Origin of the sequence: Enterobacter sp. CPE_E863, assembly GCF_046521465.1 — a bacterium.
Lineage (GTDB): Bacteria > Pseudomonadota > Gammaproteobacteria > Enterobacterales > Enterobacteriaceae > Enterobacter > Enterobacter adelaidei.
In genome coordinates, this window is the sequence record NZ_JBKFZX010000003.1 from 40,629 (window position 1) to 59,568 (window position 18,940).

The 18,940-nt window shown below is 54.7% G+C and carries 19 protein-coding genes; 7 read left to right on the forward strand and 12 right to left on the reverse strand.

The annotated features are described in order from the left end of the window. Positions 1–3: 3 nt before the first annotated feature. Entirely contained in the window at positions 4–1,149 is a 1,146-nt protein-coding gene (locus ACLHV8_RS24140) for a porin (RefSeq protein ID WP_208594343.1), read from the forward strand. A gap of 125 nt (positions 1,150–1,274) precedes the next feature. On the opposite strand, the gene mnmH is transcribed toward ACLHV8_RS24140, so the two are convergent. The 7 genes from mnmH to ppiB all read right to left on the reverse strand — a co-directional run bounded on the left by mnmH (position 1,275) and on the right by ppiB (position 6,966). After that, positions 1,275–2,345 carry a tRNA 2-selenouridine(34) synthase MnmH gene (mnmH, locus tag ACLHV8_RS24145; protein WP_208594342.1) on the reverse strand — a complete coding sequence of 357 codons (1,071 nt, stop codon included), beginning with the start codon at positions 2,343–2,345 and terminating at the stop codon, positions 1,275–1,277. A gap of 84 nt (positions 2,346–2,429) precedes the next feature. Continuing rightward, positions 2,430–3,497 carry a 5-(carboxyamino)imidazole ribonucleotide synthase gene (gene purK / locus ACLHV8_RS24150; protein ID WP_208594341.1) on the reverse strand — a complete coding sequence of 356 codons (1,068 nt, stop codon included), beginning with the start codon at positions 3,495–3,497 and terminating at the stop codon, positions 2,430–2,432. After that, the gene (purE, locus tag ACLHV8_RS24155; protein WP_028017586.1) at positions 3,494–4,003 is read right to left on the reverse strand and encodes a 5-(carboxyamino)imidazole ribonucleotide mutase; all 510 of its coding nucleotides are present in this window, start codon (positions 4,001–4,003) and stop codon (positions 3,494–3,496) included. The genes purK and purE overlap by 4 nt, the downstream gene beginning before the upstream one ends. Positions 4,004–4,174: 171 nt before the next feature. After that, a complete protein-coding gene (locus ACLHV8_RS24160; protein WP_028017585.1) occupies positions 4,175–4,384 on the reverse strand; it encodes a YdgH/BhsA/McbA-like domain containing protein in 210 nt (69 codons plus the stop codon). A gap of 79 nt (positions 4,385–4,463) precedes the next feature. Continuing rightward, a protein-coding gene (locus ACLHV8_RS24165) for an IS3-like element ISSen4 family transposase (protein WP_121528277.1) occupies positions 4,464–5,584 on the reverse strand; the annotation gives its coding sequence in 2 pieces (ribosomal slippage) (positions 4,464–5,326 and positions 5,326–5,584; 1,122 coding nt in all). A gap of 161 nt (positions 5,585–5,745) precedes the next feature. Further along, the gene (gene lpxH, locus ACLHV8_RS24170; RefSeq protein WP_208595040.1) at positions 5,746–6,468 is read right to left on the reverse strand and encodes a UDP-2,3-diacylglucosamine diphosphatase; all 723 of its coding nucleotides are present in this window, start codon (positions 6,466–6,468) and stop codon (positions 5,746–5,748) included. A gap of 3 nt (positions 6,469–6,471) precedes the next feature. Then, positions 6,472–6,966, reverse strand: a complete 495-nt coding sequence (gene ppiB / locus ACLHV8_RS24175; RefSeq protein ID WP_028017583.1) for a peptidylprolyl isomerase B — start codon at positions 6,964–6,966, stop codon at positions 6,472–6,474. A gap of 175 nt (positions 6,967–7,141) precedes the next feature. Here ppiB and cysS point away from each other — a divergent pair, with 175 nt between their 5' ends. Next, positions 7,142–8,527 (forward strand): cysteine--tRNA ligase, encoded by a 1,386-nt coding sequence (gene cysS / locus ACLHV8_RS24180; protein ID WP_208595041.1) that lies wholly within the window; start codon positions 7,142–7,144, stop codon positions 8,525–8,527. Positions 8,528–8,616: 89 nt separating this feature from the next. Here cysS and ACLHV8_RS24185 read toward each other — a convergent pair whose 3' ends face one another. The 5 genes from ACLHV8_RS24185 to folD all read right to left on the reverse strand — a co-directional run bounded on the left by ACLHV8_RS24185 (position 8,617) and on the right by folD (position 13,131). Next, positions 8,617–9,144 carry a metal-dependent hydrolase gene (locus ACLHV8_RS24185; RefSeq protein WP_208595042.1) on the reverse strand — a complete coding sequence of 176 codons (528 nt, stop codon included), beginning with the start codon at positions 9,142–9,144 and terminating at the stop codon, positions 8,617–8,619. Between the two features lie 73 nt (positions 9,145–9,217). Beyond that, positions 9,218–10,234 carry a Mal regulon transcriptional regulator MalI gene (gene malI, locus ACLHV8_RS24190; RefSeq protein ID WP_208595043.1) on the reverse strand — a complete coding sequence of 339 codons (1,017 nt, stop codon included), beginning with the start codon at positions 10,232–10,234 and terminating at the stop codon, positions 9,218–9,220. An 83-nt stretch (positions 10,235–10,317) separates the two neighbouring features. Then, entirely contained in the window at positions 10,318–11,817 is a 1,500-nt protein-coding gene (locus ACLHV8_RS24195) for a PTS transporter subunit EIIC (protein WP_208595044.1), read from the reverse strand. A 233-nt stretch (positions 11,818–12,050) separates the two neighbouring features. Then, positions 12,051–12,263: a ribosome-associated protein YbcJ gene (ybcJ, locus tag ACLHV8_RS24200; protein ID WP_023310640.1), complete on the reverse strand. Its 213-nt coding sequence runs from the start codon at positions 12,261–12,263 to the stop codon at positions 12,051–12,053. Position 12,264: 1 nt separating this feature from the next. Beyond that, positions 12,265–13,131, reverse strand: coding sequence for a bifunctional methylenetetrahydrofolate dehydrogenase/methenyltetrahydrofolate cyclohydrolase FolD (gene folD / locus ACLHV8_RS24205; RefSeq protein WP_208595045.1), 867 nt, complete (start codon positions 13,129–13,131; stop codon positions 12,265–12,267). A gap of 310 nt (positions 13,132–13,441) precedes the next feature. Here folD and fimA point away from each other — a divergent pair, with 310 nt between their 5' ends. From fimA to fimH, 5 genes are all read left to right on the forward strand, one after another. Then, positions 13,442–14,002: a type 1 fimbrial major subunit FimA gene (fimA, locus tag ACLHV8_RS24210; protein WP_049007452.1), complete on the forward strand. Its 561-nt coding sequence runs from the start codon at positions 13,442–13,444 to the stop codon at positions 14,000–14,002. A gap of 63 nt (positions 14,003–14,065) precedes the next feature. After that, the gene (gene fimI, locus ACLHV8_RS24215; RefSeq protein ID WP_208595046.1) at positions 14,066–14,611 is read left to right on the forward strand and encodes a type 1 fimbrial protein subunit FimI; all 546 of its coding nucleotides are present in this window, start codon (positions 14,066–14,068) and stop codon (positions 14,609–14,611) included. 34 nt (positions 14,612–14,645) lie between these two features. Next, positions 14,646–15,338 (forward strand): type 1 fimbria chaperone FimC, encoded by a 693-nt coding sequence (fimC, locus tag ACLHV8_RS24220; RefSeq protein WP_028018408.1) that lies wholly within the window; start codon positions 14,646–14,648, stop codon positions 15,336–15,338. A gap of 14 nt (positions 15,339–15,352) precedes the next feature. Further along, positions 15,353–17,917 carry a fimbrial biogenesis usher protein gene (locus ACLHV8_RS24225; RefSeq protein WP_208595047.1) on the forward strand — a complete coding sequence of 855 codons (2,565 nt, stop codon included), beginning with the start codon at positions 15,353–15,355 and terminating at the stop codon, positions 17,915–17,917. 13 nt (positions 17,918–17,930) lie between these two features. Further along, a complete protein-coding gene (gene fimH, locus ACLHV8_RS24230) occupies positions 17,931–18,935 on the forward strand; it encodes a type 1 fimbria D-mannose specific adhesin FimH (protein ID WP_049007448.1) in 1,005 nt (334 codons plus the stop codon). Positions 18,936–18,940: the final 5 nt, after the last annotated feature.

Consider the following 18,940-nt stretch of genomic DNA (forward strand, 5'->3'; position numbering starts at 1 on the left):
ATAATGACTATAAAAAAATCAGCGCTGGCGGTTACGATCGGCGCGGCAGTGGCATTGACTACCTTCGCTTCTCAGGCGGAAATCACCGTTCTTAAACAGGATCCTCAGGCGGGCGATCCACTGAGCCGTCTGAACTTCACCGTGGGCGACAGTATCCGTCCTCAGTTCAACATGATGACGGGCGATGGCGACAAAGGTTCCTACAAACGTAATGGCTTCGACGGCGGTACCCGTTTCCGTTTCGCAGCCGATTACTACCTGTTTGATGACATCAGTTGGGTAAGCTACTACGAGCTGGGCGTGAACATTCCTGCGCTGTTCGACTGGGACAACCACTACAAAGAAGGCGCGAACAACACGACTCGCCGTATGTTGTACACCGGTCTGAAGAGCGACACCTGGGGTACACTGACCTATGGTCAGCAGAACAGCGTTTACTATGATGTGGTTGGCGTGAAAACCGATATCTGGGACTACGACATGATCGGTCAGGCACCAGGTAACGGTATCAACGGTGACTACGACGGTTCTTATCGTTCACGCAACATGCTGAAATATAAGAAAACCGTTGGCGATGCTGACATTTATGCATCCTACCTGTTTGAAGACAGCGAATACCTGCCGGGCAACGGCCTGCGCTACAAGCGTAAAGGCGGCGGTTCACTGGGTCTGGATTATCACCTGACTAAAGATCTGACCTGGGGTACGGCGTGGAACTACACCCGCGCCGACATGCGTAACCCGGACAACGGCGACAGCAAAACCTACGATCAGAACATCCTCGGTACTGCGCTGAGCTGGAAACCTGACAACTGGACCTTCTCCTTTGGCGGCGGCTGGTACCAGAACTTCCTGACCACCAAAAAAGTGTCTGTTAACGACTACTTTGCGGGCGACGCGTGGGGTATTGAATACTTCGCAGGGTATAAATTCCCAATCAATCAGTATGCGGTTAAATCCATCCAGCCTTACTTCATGGGCGATCGCATCGAGTACGTGAACGGCCGTAACTACCAGCGCATCGACAACGGTGTGGGTATCAGCTTCCAGCTGGATTATGGTTTCCGTGTTGATTACGAACACGTATTCACCTCCAGCACCGACGATCTGGGCGATATGAACCTGGTCCGTCTGCGTTACGACTTCTAAGTGATCTTGTAGGGTGCGGCCTGATGCCCTCACCCTGACCCTCTCCCACAGGGAGAGGGAACAAACATTAAAAACGGCAACCCTGGTTGCCGTTTTGCTTTTACCTCGTCACCCGGCTTTATTTTTCAGCGATCAAGCCACTCAGCAATTTCTTCGAACGTTCCGCGATAGACAATCTTCTCCGCTTTCTTTCCAAGCTGATAGCTGTACATCGGGTCGTAATAATCATTCAGCAACGGGGCAAGCCAGCGGAAGTGCGCATCAGTGCTGCCAGAGCGTTGTTGTTCCAGCAGCGCGGAATCTAACAGCTCGGTGAATTCTGCATACCGCTGCAGCCCCAGACGGCGGCGAATGGCGAACAGGCCGTGGTGCAGGTACTCGCTGTACTCTTTCCAGCCTTCTTCATCACCGTAAGCCGCAGAAAAATCTGCCCACATATGGTCGAAATACTCTTCTCGCAGGCGCTCAAGACGGATATCAAACGGGTCGTCGACGACAACGATAGGAGCTTCAACCATACGGTCGCGCAGGCACTCCGGCAGGTGGTTGGAACCAATCATCCGACCTTCATCTTCCAGCACCCAGCGTGCAGCGTCTTTTTTTAATAGCTCAACCGCAAGGTGATTTTCAAAGCTGGCCTGGGAAAGCTGCGGCGTGAGCGTGCGGCCAAACGATGAACCGCGATGGCGAGCCAGTCCTTCCAGATCAATGCCCTGGACATGTTGCTTAACCAGCAGGGTTTTACCGCTGCCGGTACAGCCACCGATAAGTACCATCGGTTTTTGTGACTGCTCGGTTGTGACCTGAATCGCCGTCTGACGCAGGGCTTTATAGCCGCCGCGGATCAACGGGTAGTCGACACCCGCCTCTTTCAGCCATGCCTGTGAGATGTGCGAACGCTGGCCGCCGCGTGCGCAGCAGAGATAGCCCTCAGGATGGGCAAGGCTGGCCTCCCGCCAGGCGTTGATCCGTGCCTCACGCGTTGCGCCGTTCACCAGACTATGGCCGAGCGCCAGCGCGGCCTCGGGGCCCTGCCGCTTATAGCAGGTGCCGACGGCGGCGCGCTCGTCGTCGTTCATTAAAGGCAGGTTGAGCGCGGCGGGCATCGCGCCCTGTGCAAATTCGATCGGCGCGCGAACGTCGATTAAAGGGGTATCGGACGCGAGGATCGCGCGATAGTCCGTTCCATCGTTCATGGTTATTCCAGAAGAAAACTCAGCAGCAATGGGCGGGGATTGTACGCCGGGGAAGGGGAAGGTCAACTCCCCGGCGCAGGTGTGTTACTTGATCTTAGACTGTGCCCAGACAATTCCGCTCGCGTATTCCGGCGGCAGAAGAGGGATGATGGCTTCGAGGGTGGCGCTCAGACGGCCCGTGTCGCTGTCGTTCAGGTTCAGGTGACCGACCTTACGACCCGGGCGAACCTCTTTGTCATACCAGTGCAGGTGTACCAGCGGCAGCTTCAGCCAGTCGTAGTTCAGATCGGTGCCGATCAGGTTGATCATCACTGACGGGCTATTCACCACCGGCTGCGGCAGAGGCAGCTCAGTGATGGCGCGCAGGTGCAGTTCGAACTGGCTGATGGACGCGCCGTTTTGCGTCCAGTGGCCGCTGTTGTGCACGCGCGGCGCAAGCTCGTTGATCAGCAGACCTGACGGGGTGACAAAGCACTCCATCGCCATTACGCCGACGTAGCCCAGTTCGTGCATGATGGCAGACAGCATGTCTTCCGCCTGTGCCTGTTGTTCCGCACTGGCCTGCGGAAACGCCACGCTGGTGCGCAGAATGCCGTCCTGATGCAGGTTATGCGTCAGCGGATAAAAGACGGTATGCCCGTCGTGCCCGCGCGCGCCAACCAGCGACACTTCGCCGCTAAAGTTGATGCCCTGCTCAACGATACACTCGCCGTAGCAATCATCCGGCAGTTCTGCCGTTTCATTTGCACGCAGGCGCCACTGACCGCGGCCATCGTAACCGCCCACGCGGCGCTTCACGATGGCCAGTTCGCCCAGCATCGCGAAAACATCATTCCACTCGCTTTTATCCGACAGGAGCTGCCACGGTGCAGTCGGCAGACCGAGCTTGTCGAACAGCTGCTTTTGCGTCAGACGGTCGGCAATAATCGGGAAAACATCGCGGTTAACAAAGGCGTTATGACGCGCCAGCTCGCGAGTCAGCGCCGTTTCCGGCCAGCGTTCGATCTCGGCGGTGATCACGCTCTGGTGGAACGGTACCGCTTCAGGTTCATCATCCAGCCCGACGGGCCAGACGGAAATACCCAGCGGTTCACCCGCCTGGCGCAGCATACGGCCCAACTGACCGTTACCGAGGACGCAAACCTGCTTCATGCCGCACCCCGTGGGTCCGGATTGTCCAGCACCTCGTCGGTCTGTGCTTTACGCCAGTCAGCCAGACGCTGATGTAAGTCTTTATCATGCGTCGCCAGGATCTGTGCAGCCAGCAGGGCAGCATTTGCAGCACCCGCTTTACCAATCGCCAGCGTGCCGACCGGAATACCCCGCGGCATCTGCACGATGGAATAGAGGCTATCGACACCGCTCAACGCAGCGCTTTGTACCGGCACGCCCAGAACGGGGACCAGCGTTTTAGCGGCAATCATGCCTGGCAGATGTGCTGCGCCGCCCGCACCGGCAATGATCACCTCATAACCGTTCTCTTCAGCGCCTTCGGCGAAGCTGAACAGTTTGTCCGGTGTACGGTGTGCGGAAACCACTTCAACGTGGTGCGGAACATTCAGGATTTCAAAGATTTCGGCGGCGAACTGCATGGTAGCCCAGTCGCTTTTGGACCCCATCACGATGGCGACACGCGCCGGATTATTGCGGGAAGACATGCGTCTTAAAACTCCTGTGGTGCGAAACACACTGCTTTCGAGGGCACAGAGAATAGCATGTAATACGGGGAAGGAAAACGGTTGCGCGGTTAAAACTTGAGCCGTTGTGACCGCCAGGACATAACAAAACAGACCGCTATCTGGCGGTCTGTTTTCATCAATCAGGTGTCTTTATTTGGTCAGTTCTGCGGTCATGTATACGCGGTTGTTAACCTGTGCGCTGGTGATTTTGTAAGACGCACCTTGTTCAGCAGCCTGAGCGGCGATTTTCGCTTCTGCGCGGTCGAGGGTAGAAGCACTCGCGCTGACGCTCTGAGCGAAAGAACCAAAAGAGATCATAGAAAGAGCGGCAACTGCAACGAAAGTTTTGATGGATTTCATGGTCGTATTCCTGAAGTAATTTATCTGGGATAGGGCGTGTTGCCCTGATGTGACCTGCCCCCACGATTAGATACAACACTCAGTTAGTAACGTCGGAATCTTCATTCTCAGAATGACCCTTTCTCCAGCCCGCTGCAAATTCAGACGGTGTCTGATAATTCAGCGTGGAGTGCGGGCGGCATTCGTTATAATCCTGCCGCCAGTCATTAATAATTTTCCTGGCATGAACGATATCGCTGAACCAGTGCTCATTCAAACATTCATCGCGAAATCGTCCGTTAAAGCTCTCAATAAATCCGTTCTGCGTTGGCTTGCCCGGCTGGATTAAGCGCAACTCAACACCATGCTCAAAGGCCCATTGATCCAGTGCACGGCAAGTGAACTCCGGCCCCTGGTCAGTTCTTATCGTCGCCGGATAGCCTCGAAACAGTGCAATGCTGTCCAGAATACGCGTGACCTGAACGCCTGAAATCCCAAAGGCAACAGTGACCGTCAGGCATTCCTTTGTGAAATCATCGACGCAGGTAAGACACTTGATCCTGCGACCGGTGGAAAGTGCGTCCATGACGAAATCCATCGACCAGGTCAGATTGGGCGCCGCCGGACGGAGCAGCGGCAGACGTTCTGTTGCCAGCCCTTTACGACGTCTTCTGCGTTTTACGCCCAGGCCACTGAGGTGATAAAGCCGGTACACGCGCTTATGATTAACATGAAGCCCTTCACGGCGCAGCAACTGCCAAATACGACGGTAGCCAAAACGCCTGCGCTCCAGTGCCAGCTCAGTGATGCGCCCTGATAAATGCGCATCAGCAGCCGGACGGTGAGCCTCATAGCGGCAGGTCGACAGGGATAAACCTGTAAGCCTGCAGGCACGACGTTGCGACAGACCGGTCGCATCACACATCAACATCACGGCTTCCCGCTTCTGGTCTGTCGTCAGTACTTTCGCCCAAGAGCCACCTGAAGCGCCTCTTTATCCAGCATGGCTTCGGCAAGCAGCTTCTTGAGTCTGGCGTTCTCTTCCTCAAGCGACTTCAGGCGCTTAACTTCAGGCACCGCCATACCGCCATACTTCTTACGCCAGGTGTAAAACGTGGCATCGGAAATGGCATGCTTGCGGCAGAGTTCACGGGCGGGTACCCCAGCTTCGGCTTCGCGGAGAATACTGATGATCTGTTCGTCGGAAAAACGCTTCTTCATGGGGATGTCCTCATGTGGCTTATGAAGACATTACTAACATCGGGGTGTACTAATCAACGGGGAGCAGGTCAGATGTGATAAATATTAGGCTAACCATGGGCTGATTAAAATCGGAACAATTTGCCAATGTTATTCAAAAAAATAGAATGATATTTGAGGGGTTAAAACGGAAAAGCGATCAGCTCTACACTCTCTGGTGTGACTTTGACCATGGAGCCTTCACTGTGCCAGGCACCCAGTACGACGCGGTGGGCCGGTTCGCCGTTGGCGATAAGGGAATGTACATCGGGGCGATGAGTATGACCGTGGATCAGCCACTGGACGCGATGCTTTTCCATCACGTTGACCACTGTCTGCGGGTTGACGTCCATGATGGTCATGGATTTGCTGCTGTTGGCGGCTTTACTGCCCGCGCGCATTCTGGCTGCGATACGGTTGCGGATAAACAGCGGCAGGGACAGGAACACTTTTTGGATCCACGGGGTGTGGACTTTGGCGCGGAAGGCCTGATAACCGGTATCGTCGGTGCAGAGCGTATCGCCATGCATGATCAGGATCTTTCGGCCATAGAGTTCGAGCACCTGTTCTTCCGGCAGCAGTTGCATACCGCTTTCGCGAGCGTAGCGCTTGCCGAGCAGGAAATCACGGTTGCCATGGATGAAGTAGCAGGGAACGCCGGAATCCACCAGCGCATTAATGGCTGCAGCCATTTCCCGGTGCAGCGGGTTAGGGTCGTCGTCGCCAATCCAGGCTTCGAACAGGTCGCCCAGAATGTACAGCGCGTCGGCGCTTTTCGCTTCACCGCGTAAAAAACGCAGAAAACCGGCGGTGATCGCCGGTTCTTCTGTTTGCAGATGCAAATCCGCAATAAAGAGTGTCGCCACCTATTACTCGCTGACGGTCACGCTGGTAATCACTACGTCTTCTTTAGGAACGTCCTGGTGCATGCCGCTGCGGCCAGTAGAGACGGCTTTGATCTTATCAACCACGTCCATACCTTCAACCACTTCTGCGAATACGCAGTAGCCCCAACCCTGCAGGCTTTCGCCAGAGAAGTTCAGGAAGTCGTTGTCGGCCACATTGATGAAGAACTGGGCAGTAGCAGAGTGAGGCGCCTGAGTACGGGCCATCGCCAGCGTGCCACGGGTGTTTTTCAGACCGTTGTTCGCTTCGTTTTTGATCGCTTCTTTGGTCTCTTTCTGGTGCATGCCAGGTTCAAAACCGCCGCCCTGGATCATAAAGCCGTTGATCACGCGGTGGAAAATGGTGTTGTTGTAGAAACCTTCGCGGCAGTAGTCCAGGAAGTTTTTAACTGTTTCAGGCGCTTTGTCATCAAAGGTTTTGATTACGATATCGCCATGATTAGTGTGGAAAGTAACCATTTTTGCATCCTGTTCCGTTATTGTGGTGCGTCAACCCGTGTTCGGGTCACATATAGGGGCTTGTTATAGCATAACCACAGGACGCGATCACCTTGCATTGTGTGCTGATCCTATTCCGAATTATGGGTATTATAGGGAACAAACAACCCACACACGTGTTTACATGGAATCTTCGATGTTAAAAATCTTTAATACAATGACGCGCCAAAAAGAGGAATTTAAACCTATCCATGCCGGGGAAGTCGGCATGTACGTGTGTGGTATTACGGTTTACGATCTCTGTCATATTGGCCATGGCCGTACCTTTGTCGCCTTCGATGTTGTTTCGCGCTACCTGCGTTTTCTGGGGTACAACCTGAAGTACGTGCGCAACATCACCGACATTGACGACAAAATCATTAAACGCGCTAATGAAAATGGCGAGAGCTTTGTGGCGCTGGTGGACCGCATGATCGTTGAAATGCACAAAGACTTTGATGCATTAAATATTCAGCGCCCGGACAGCGAGCCACGTGCGACCCACCATATTCACGAAATTATTGAAATCACCGAAAAGCTGATCGCACGCGGTCATGCCTACGTTGCGGATAACGGCGACGTGATGTTCTCCGTGCCGACGGACCCAACCTACGGCGCGCTTTCCCGTCAGGATCTGGATCAGCTTCAGGCCGGTGCCCGCGTTGACGTCGTTGACGTGAAGCACAACCCGATGGACTTCGTGCTGTGGAAGATGTCCAAAGAGGGTGAACCGAGCTGGCCATCTCCGTGGGGCGAAGGGCGTCCTGGCTGGCACATTGAATGTTCGGCGATGAACTGCAAACAGCTGGGCAACCATTTCGATATTCACGGCGGCGGCTCGGATCTGATGTTCCCGCACCATGAAAACGAAATTGCACAATCTACCTGTGCACATGGCGGCGAGTACGTTAATTACTGGATGCACTCCGGGATGGTGATGGTTGACCGCGAGAAGATGTCTAAATCACTCGGCAACTTTTTCACCGTGCGTGACGTGCTGAAGTATTACGATGCGGAAACCGTGCGTTACTTCCTGATGTCCGGTCACTACCGTAGCCAGCTGAACTACAGCGAAGAGAACCTGAAGCAGGCGCGCTCGGCACTGGAGCGTTTGTACACCGCGCTGCGCGGTACCGACAGGTCTGTTCCTGCTGCGGGCGGCGAAGCGTTCGAAGCGCGCTTCATTGAGGTGATGAACGACGACTTCAATACGCCAGAAGCGTACTCCGTGCTGTTCGACATGGCGCGCGAAGTGAACCGCCTGAAGTCAGAGGATATGGCGGCAGCGAATGCGCTGGCGTCCCATCTGCGTAAGCTCTCTTCCGTTCTCGGCCTGCTGGAGCAGGAGCCGGACGTGTTCCTGCAAAGCGGTGCGCAGGCGGACGACGGTGAAGTGGCGGAAATTGAAGCGTTGATCAACGCGCGTCTGGAAGCGCGTCAGGCGAAAGACTGGGCGGCGGCAGATGCGGCGCGTAACCGTCTGACCGAGATGGGCATCATTCTGGAAGATGGCCCTCAGGGAACCACCTGGCGCCGTAAGTAATCTTCCCCTCACCCTAACCCTCTCCCGCAGGGAGAGGGAATGGTCAGGTTTGCTCCCTCTCCCCGTGGGAGAGGGTCGGGGTGAGGGCATCAGCGCGCACGTCTTCTCCACCACAACATCCCCATCAGCACTACTCCCGGCAGCCACACCCACAGCAATTCTGAAATGATCACCTGATGCCCGTACGGCGTGGTATAGCGTGACAGCGCGAACGGTGCGACCTTAATCACCTGCCATGGCGCAAAGAAGCGTTCGTCTGACCACGGCCACAGCCAGCCAACCCCTTTCCCCCCCGTGGTAATGGAATCCAGCAGGCTGTGCGACAGTAATGACACGGTTAAAAACAGCCAGCACCGGGGCAGGCTGGCTCTGAACCATCGTCGACCGATCAGCAAGCAGAGTATCGGCACCACAAAGGCAAACAGCAGGGAGTGAGTAAAGCCGCGATGGCCGAAAACATTGCCATAGGCAACGCCGAACTTAAACGCCAGCACGTCGGCGTCCGGCAACATCGCGAGGACAATTCCGGTGAACAGCAGACGAGGCGGAATAACTCTGGTTCCCAGGCCTAAGCCCAGGCAAAGCGGAACAGCAGCGTGCGTAATAACGGTAGGCATTGACATTATCCATGGCAAATCATGGAAATATAGCAGTAATCTCGCGCTAACAGACCTGTGCTAAATTCTGATTTTACGCCGATTCGCGCGCGATAAGCTGCCCGGAAAGCGTAATCCGCTGCGTTTGCAAGTCCGGCTCTTTCAGCTTGCGAATAATCAACCCGGCAGCCTGACGCCCCGTCTCTTCACTGGCGGAGGAGACGTAGGTCAATGACGGTGACGTGAGGTTTACGTGCAGCATATCTTCGAAACCGACCAGCGCGACCTGCTGCGTCAGAAACACGTCTTTACCCACCGTACGTCCTACCTGATGAATCGCTGATATAGAGCCGATCATGGCATCAGGCGAGTGGCAGAGCAGGGCGGTGAAGGTGTTGTTTTTTTCCAGCAGTTGGCGGGTGGCGAAACCCGCGGCCAGCGTGTCATCACTGCAGGCCGGAGAGTATTCATCGCGCCAGACCAGCCCGTTTTGCGTCATCGCGCTGCGAAAACCGAGCAGACGCTGCTCGCGGATAAGGCAGCCCTCACGCCCGCCAATGTAGGCGATATTGCGATGGCCGCGCTCGATAAGATAACGTACCGCCAGATTTGCCGCCTGACGGTTATCACGCATCACCAGGTTGCATTTTTCCTCCAGCAACGACTGAGAGACCGCAACCAACGGCAGTGGGCAATGACGAATGTGTTCCGGCAGGGTGGATGTCCGGGTGTCAGAAGCGAGGTAAATCACACCGGCGACGCCCTGCTGTTTAAACGACAGCAGGCAGCGTTCCAGATGGTCATAGTCATTCTGCGGCTGGCCGAGAAACACCATATACCCCTGTTTTTCCAGCTCCTGGACGATGCTCGCCATCACCTTGATGGAGAAGCTGTCGCTGAAGTCACGGAGGATAAGACCAATAAGATTGGAGGTGTTGGCGCGAAGGTTGGCGGCGGCGACGTTATGAACATAGCCCAGGGTATTGATGGCAGCGTTGACCTTCTCGATCGTTGCCTCTGAGATTTTCCCTTTCTGGCGCAACACCAGCGAGACGGTTGAGACCGAAACGCCCGCGTGCTTTGCGACATCAATAATGCTGACTTTCTTCAAAACCGCTCCCTGAAATTTGCCGATTATCAGCCAGATAAAACACGTCTCCCAGCGTACAGGAGACGTGTCGTTCAGGCATCTTATTATTTGCCGATCATGGTGGACATGGTCTGGGCGATAAACTGTGCTCTGGCACCGAAAATCACCTGAATACCGTTGTCGCCGACGAAGACCACGCCGCGCGCGCCAAGTCCGTTCAGGCCGTCTTTATCAACTGCCTCGCTTTTTGCCACTTCCAGACGCAGACGGGTGATACAGGCGCCGACGGAGTTGATGTTATGCGCTCCGCCCAGCAGGGTGATGATCTCGGTCGCGAGTTCGGAATCTGACTTCTCATCCGCATTGGCTGTCACTTCAGTGCGGCCCGGCGTTTTCACGTCGAAACGACGGATCACAAAGCGGAACGTGAAGTAATAAATCAGGCCCATTGGAATGCCGATGATAATGGCGTTCAGGAAATTGGTTTTGTAACCGTTAAACGACGGCAGGATCCCGAATGACAGATAGTCGATAAAGCCCGCGGAGAACGACTTGGCGATATGCGCATGCAGCAGATACATGGTCATATAAGCCAGGCCCGCCATGATGGCGTTAAAGACGTACAGAATCGGCGCCACGAAGATAAAGGTAAACTCAACCGGTTCGGTGATCCCCGTCAGGAAGCAGGTCAACGCCGCAGAGAACAGAATACCGGCCGCGATTTTCTTATTCTTCGTATGGGCTTCGTGATACATCGCCAGGCACGCCGCAGGCAGCGCGAACAGCATCAGCGGGAATTCACCCTGCATGAACTTACCGGCATTCTGGTAGGTGTCGCTGCTGAAGGATTTGACCCCTTCTTCCAGCATCTTGAACCAGATGGTTTGGTCGCCGTGGATCACCTGGCCTGCCTGGGTGGTGTAATCCCCAAACGAATACCAGAAGGATGGATACCAGATGTGGTGCAGTCCGAGCGGGATCAGCGCGCGTTCCACCAGACCGAAGATAAAGGTCGACGCCGCCTGATTATCGCCGTTAACCACTACGGAGAGTGCGTCGATACCGGCCTGGATATGTTGCCAGATGTAGGGCAGCAGCAGCCCCATCAGGAACGAGAGGAACGCCGTTGCAATTGCCACGAAGCGCTTACCGGAGAAGAAGCCCAGGAACTCCGGGAGCTGCATGGTGTGGAAGCGGTTATAGCACCAGGCCGCGAGAATACCGCAGATCAGGCCGCCGAAGACGCCCATTTGCAACGTCGGGATGCCGACCACCATGGCGTATTTCCCGCCCTGAGAGGCCATTTCCGGCGTGATGCTCAGCACGGTGCTAATGGTGATATTCGTGACAAATACCGATACCGCCGCAGACAGCGCAGCGATACCGGATTCTGACGCCAGACCCACGGCAGAGCCAATGGCGAACAGCATCGGCAGGTTATCAAAAATAACCCCGCCCGCGTTCATCATCAGCGGCAGGTGGAACTTATCGCCGAAGGCCAGCAGCAGGCCCGCAGCGGGAAGCAGTGAAATTGGCAGCATCAAGGCGCGACCAATCATAGACAACTTAGACAGCGATTTAACAAACCCTGATATCAGACTCATGCTGATTTCCCCCGAGTAGCGCTTTTTTTAGCGCTGTTATTGTAAGTAGAACGTTTTAGTAGAACGTTCTACTTATCGTGGGCAAAGTGTGAAAAACGCGCAACTGAATTTTCACTATTCAACAGAGGAAATAGTGATTATTTGAAGTTGATCGATAAATAACCGTGATGGATGTGAGGGGATTTTTAACCCTCTCCTGCTGGGAGAGGGTTGGGGTGAGGGCGTCAAATGGCTCAGGCCGTAACGGTCACGCTCTGTCCTTCAAAGCTCACGGTCTGTCCCGCGACAATCTTGCAGCGCTTGCGCGTTTCCACCACGCCGTCGACTTTTACTCGCCCGTCGGCGATCACGATTTTCGCCTGCGCGCCGCTTTCGCTCCAGCCTTCCAGCTTCAGCAGATCGCACAGTTCAACGTGTGGGTGTTTTCCTAATGAAAATGTCGCCATCTTACGCGTCCTCTACATCATGGTACTCTTCGCATGCCTGCAAAGTATTCTGAATCAATGTGGCAACCGTCATCGGGCCTACGCCGCCCGGTACTGGGGTGATGTAAGAGGCACGTGCCGCAGCATCTTCATACACTACGTCACCGACGACTGTGCCGTTTTCCAGACGGTTAATTCCGACGTCCACGACAATCGCACCCTCTTTAATCCATTCACCTGGAATAAAGCCCGGTTTCCCGACGGCAACGATCAGCAGATCGGCGTTCTCTACGTGGTGACGCAGATTTTTGGTGAAACGGTGGGTGACGGTAGTGGTGCAGCCGGCCAGCAGCAGTTCCATGCTCATCGGGCGGCCCACAATGTTGGAGGCACCAATGACCACGGCGTTCAGACCGTAGGTGTCAATGTTATAACGCTCCAGCAGCGTCACGATACCGCGTGGCGTACATGGACGCAGACGCGGTGCACGCTGGCACAGGCGGCCAACGTTGTACGGATGGAAACCGTCAACGTCTTTATCCGGTGCGATACGCTCCAGCACCTTCACGTTGTCGATGCCTGCGGGCAGCGGCAACTGAACCAGAATACCGTCGATCTCTTTATCGGCATTCAGAGTGTCAATAAGTTCCAGCAGTTCTGCTTCGCTGGTGGTTTCTGGCAAATCGTAAGAGCGGGAGACGAAGCCCACCTCTTCACACGCTTTGCGTTTGCTGCCGACATAAATTTGTGATGCCGGGTTGCTACCAACCAGCACAACGGCCAGCCCAGGGGCGCGTTTTCCGGCGGCTTTACGCGCCTTCACTTTTTCCGCAACCTCAGAGCGCACCTGCTGCGCAATCGTTTTACCGTCAATAATCTTTGCTGCCATCAGAGAGAAGATTCCGTCTGTAACGTTTGAAAGGGGGGATTGCCTGTATTTTGTCAGAAGCGAGCGCCGCTGTCAGTCACCCTTTGCGAGTTTTCATCAGTAGGGCATAAAAACCCTTCGGGATGGATGGTCAATTTCTTAGGCGGGATTAGGATGTGACCTGGAGAAATGGCAGCGTTTTGACATATTTAAAAAATGATTCCTGAGCTACTTTGTCTCCTCCGAAATAAGCTTTCAATTCAACAATTGAACGTATTTCTTATTCCCGATTATTCGCGGGAAGGGTTATTTACATTTTAAAGGAATAGACATGAAACTCAGCAACATTGCTTCTACTGTTATTGCAACTCTGGCCCTGGTCGCGGGTGCCGCTCATGCAGCCGATCCTGCTCCGGTTTCCGTAAATGGCGGTACTGTGCATTTTAAAGGTGAACTGGTTAATGCTGCATGTTCAGTAAATACTGATTCTTCCGAGCAGACTGTTAATCTCGGTCAGTACCGTACCGCGAAATTCACTAAAGTGGGCGACACCACCTCTAATATCCCATTCAACATTGAACTGAACGATTGCGATCCACTGGTAGCGAAAACCGCCGCCGTTGCGTTCACCGGTCAGATTGATGCAACTGACAAAACCCTGCTGGCAGTGACTTCCGGTAGCAACGATAACACCGCGAAAGGCGTGGGTATCGAGATCCTTGACAGCAAATCCAGCGTTCTGACTCCAGACGGTGCAACCTTCTCTGCTGCACAGAGCCTGATCGAAGGTACTAACACCCTGAAATTCACCGCACGTTATAAATCAACGGCTGCGACCACCGAGCCAGGCCAGGCAAACGCTGACGCCACCTTCGTTATGAAATACGAATAATTCGTACAAGGATGTTCAGGCCTCAGGGACGAGGCCGTCATACGCTAATGCCAGGAACGAAGGATGATAAAAACGGGAGCATTACTGCTTTTAGCGCTTGCGATGACTAACCAGGCATCGGCACATACCGTGGTGATCGAAGGTGGCAAAGTTCACCTCAGAGGTGAACTGGTGAACGGCGGCTGCGCCGTTGCGCCCGACAGCCAGAATATGCGCATCGACATGGGACAGTATCGAACCAATTCATTTGCCGGTGTGGGGAGCTTTTCCACGGTGAATGTCCCCTTCACCGTGCGGCTACTGGATTGCAGCGTTGATGTCTCGCGCACCGTGGGGATCCAGTTTCAGGGTGTCACACCCGCAGAAGATCCGCAGGTTTTTCTGGCGACATCGCGGCCAGGTGAAACACCTGTCAGCAGCGGTGTGGGGCTGGCGCTCTTTGACGAACAACAACGTCAGATTATCCCAAATGCCACTGCCGTCAGCTGGTTGCCGGTAAATACCAGTGAACTCGCGTTTCATTTTAGCGCCCGCTATCGGGCTATTTCCGAACATCTCATGCCAGGCAATATTCAGTCGGATGTCTGGTTTACGTTGATTTATCCATAACACCTGCGAACACATTATTAAAGGTACGGTTGTGATGAATACCCGAATTAAACCAGGACTTTTTTTATCGTTTATTTTGATGATGGTTTCTGCTTGCGCGAATGCTTCCGGCGGTATTGCGCTGGGGGCCACGCGCGTTATTTATCCGGCAGATGCGAAGCAAACGTCGCTGGCGATCACTAACAGCAACAAACAAGAACGCTATTTAATCAACGCGTGGATCGAAAATGCGAACGGGCAAAAAGAAAAAACCTTTGCCGTCACACCGCCCCTGTTTGTGAGTGAGCCAAACAGCGAAAACACGCTGCGTATTATTTACGCCGGACCGACGCTGCCCGCCGACCGCGAATCGCTCTTTTACATGAACGTGAAAGCGATCCCGTCAGTGAACAAGGAGAAAACGGAAAACAATAACGTGCTGCAGCTGGCGATCCTTTCGCGTATCAAACTGTTTGTACGCCCGAACAATCTGGCGATGCAGCCGGAAGAGGCGCTCTCCCAGCTGCGTTTTGAGCGTACTGGCAACCACCTCAAAGTCAGCAACGCGTCTCCGTATTACATCACCCTGGTCAACATGAAGCTGGGTGGCAAGACGCTGGATAACCTGATGGTTGCGCCTAAAAACTCGGCACAGCAGGTACTGCCAGCCGGTGCGAGCGGCACGCTCTCCTGGCAGAGCGTGAATGACTACGGTGCCATTACACCGGCGCGTAGCGTCAACCTGTGAGCAGAGTCAGGGCGATGAAAAATCATCTGGGACGTTACTGCCCGGTTGCACTGGCGCTGATGGCCGCGCTCTGGCCGCAGTCTGGCTGGAGCGAAAGCTACTTCAACCCGGCCTTCTTGTCCGACGATACCGCCAGCGTGGCGGATTTGTCGCGTTTTGAACAAGGTCACCAGCAGGCACCCGGCGTTTATCGTGTGGATATCTGGCGTAACGATGAGTTTATCGGCACCCAGGACGTGCGTTTTGAGCAAGCCGAAAACACCCCGCCAGTGGCGGGCGGTTTATCGCCGTGCATCACGCGCGCGATGCTCGATCGCTTTGGTGTCAATGTTGCGGCATTTCCTGAACTGGCAAATGTACAGGGCGATACCTGCGTTCCGCTGACCACGGCCATTCCTGGTAGTGAGACGGCATTTAACTTTGCCTCTCAGCGTCTGAACGTCAGCCTGCCGCAGGTGGCGTTGCAGAACAGCGCCCGTGGCTACATTCCGCCTGAACAATGGGATGAAGGCATTCCCGCCGCACTGTTGAACTACAGTTTCACCGGTAACCGGGGCAGCGAAGACGACAGTTATTATCTGAACCTGCAGAGCGGGTTGAACTATGGTGCCTGGCGTTTACGTAACAATGGCGCATGGCGTTACACGCAGAATAACGGGCAGCGACACAGCGAGTGGCAGAATATCGGCACCTGGGCGCAACGCACCGTTATTCCGCTTAAAAGTGAACTGGTGCTGGGTGACAGTAATACCGGTAATGATGTCTTCGACAGCGTCGGTTTTCGCGGCGGACGGCTCTTTTCATCTGACAGCATGTACCCTGACAGCCTGCAGGGCTATGCCCCAACCGTACGCGGAATTGCCAGGACGCCAGCTAAAGTTGTGGTGCGTCAGAACGGCTATGTCATTTATCAAAGCTATGTCCAGCCCGGCGCGTTCGCCATTACCGATCTCAACCCGACCTCCTCAAGCGGTGACCTGGAAGTGACGGTCGAAGAGAAAGACGGTACCCAGCAGCGCTATACCGTGCCGTACTCCACCGTACCGCTCCTGCAGCGTGAAGGGCGCTGGAAGTACGATCTTGTTGCCGGGGATTACCGCAGCGGTAACAGCGATCAGGATACGCCATTCTTTACTCAGGGAACCCTGATTACCGGTCTTGCCAATGGTTACACGCTGTACGGTGGTACCCAACTGGCATCTCGTTATACCGCGGTGGCTATCGGGGCCGGAAAAAACCTCGGTGACTGGGGCGCGGTCTCGCTCGATATTACTCACGCCCGCAGCCAGCTCGCGGACGACAGCAAACATGAAGGACAGTCTCTGCGCTTCCTCTATGCGAAATCACTCAACGGCTTCGGCACCAACTTCCAGCTGCTGGGTTACCGCTACTCCACAAAAGGGTTTTACACCCTGGACGATGTGGCCTGGCGCTCAATGGAAGGTTATCAGTATGCGGATAACCAGGATGATAACAGCGTCCCGGACGTGCAGAGTTATCACAACCTGACGTGGAATAAAAAAGGGCGTTTCCAGCTCAATGTGTCTCAGTCGCTGGGGGATTATGGATCGGTATATATCTCCGGCAGCGAGCAGAGCTACTGGGGAACCGACGAGACAAACCTCTGGTATCAGCTGGGGTATGCGGGGGGCGTGAAGGGGATCAACTACTCCGTTTCCTGGTCGTGGAACAAATCCGTCGGGATAGAAGGTACCGACCGGATCGCGTCGTTTAACGTCTCCGTGCCGTTTAGCCTCTTTACCCGTCAGGGATATCGCCGTGACAGCGCGATAGACCGCGCCTATGCCACGGCATCCGCCAGCCGAAACAGCGATGGCGATACAAGCTGGCAAACCGGCGTCAGCGGTACGCTGCTGGAGGATCGCAACCTAAACTACAGCGTGACCCAGGGACACACCAGCAATAATGGCTCAAGCGGTAGCGCCAGTGCCAACTGGCAGGCGACTTACGGCACGTTGGCCGCGGGTTATAACTACTCACGCGATCAGCACGATCTCAACTGGCAGCTCTCCGGGGGCGTGGTCGGTCATGCCGACGGGGTGACCTTCAGTCAGCCACTGGGCGACACCAACGTACTGATCAAAGCGCCGGGAGCATCGGGCGTCAGCGTGGAAAACCAGACCGGCGTGAAAACCGACTGGCGAGGCTACGCGGTTATGCCGTATGCCACCGTCTATCGCTACAACCGCGTGGCGCTGGATACCAACACCATGAGCAACAACACCGATATCGAAAACAACGTGAGCAGCGTGGTGCCAACCAAAGGCGCGCTGGTTCGCGCCAGCTTTGATACGCGTATTGGTGTGCGTGCCCTGCTGACGGTGATGCGCGGTAACCAGCCCGTGCCGTTCGGTGCTGTGGTGCGCGAAACCCAGAGTGGCGTTACCAGCATGGTGGGGGATGACGGGCAGATCTATCTGAGTGGGCTGCCGCTGGAAGGTGAACTGCTTATCCAGTGGGGCGACGGGGCGCAGTCCCAGTGCCGTGCGCACTATCGCTTACCGCCTGAGAGTCAGAACCAGGCTATCACGATGGCGGGAGTCAGCTGTGATCGTTAACAGGAACCCAAAGATGCGCATTTTACGCACTGCTGTTAGTTTTGCGCTGCTTTGCAGCGCATTGCCCGCGTGGGCTACGGTTTGTCAGAACTCGACGGGGGTGGCGAAGGATATTTCCTACGATCTTTCAAACGTCTTTAATAGCTCCAATAACAAACCGGGGCAGATTGTTACCCTGGCGCAAAAAACCGGGCTTGTCGGGGTGAATGCCATTTGCCCTAAGGGAACAAGCGGGAAATCCACGATGCGTAGTTACGTTACCAGTCTGCCGATCACGACGGTAATTGATAGCTACAAGTATGTAAAACTTAACGATTACCTTGATGGCGCCATGCAGATTCATGACGACTTTGCGGGCACGTTCTATCCACCCGCGAATTACATCCAGATGGGGCAGCATCCTAACGTACCGAACAACAAGGCATTTCCAGTCACCGACTCGAAGCTGGTTTTTCGTCTGAGAGTCACGCGGCGGTTTATCAACATGGTGGTTATTCCCGAGCAGACCATGTTCAGGGTGTATGTCACGACGACAACGTCTGACCCATTGAATACGCCGGTCTATACCATCAGCTACAGCGGAACAATCCAGGTACCACAAAGCTGTGCGATAAACGCAGGGCAGGTGGTGGAGTTTGATTTTGGCGACATTGGCGCATCGCTGTTCAGTCAGGCCGGAGCTGGTAATCGTCCCGAGAAAGTCTCGCCGCAAAGCAAAACCATTGCCATTAAGTGTACCAATGTGGAAGCCAATGCTTATCTGACGATGCGTATCGAGGCGGAAAAAGTTTCAGGTAATGCGCTGGTTTCCAATAATGCAGATTTGGGTTTTGTGGTGGCAAACGAGAGCGGTACACCTTTGACGCCGAACAATCTGAACAGCAAAATTCCGTTCCGCCTGGACGACAACGCGCAGGCTCAGGTAGGGATCCGGGTCTGGCCGGTGAGCATCACGGGTAACAAGCCTGCAGAAGGACGTTTCACCTCTCGCGGTTATCTGCGTGTGGATTACGATTAAGGGGA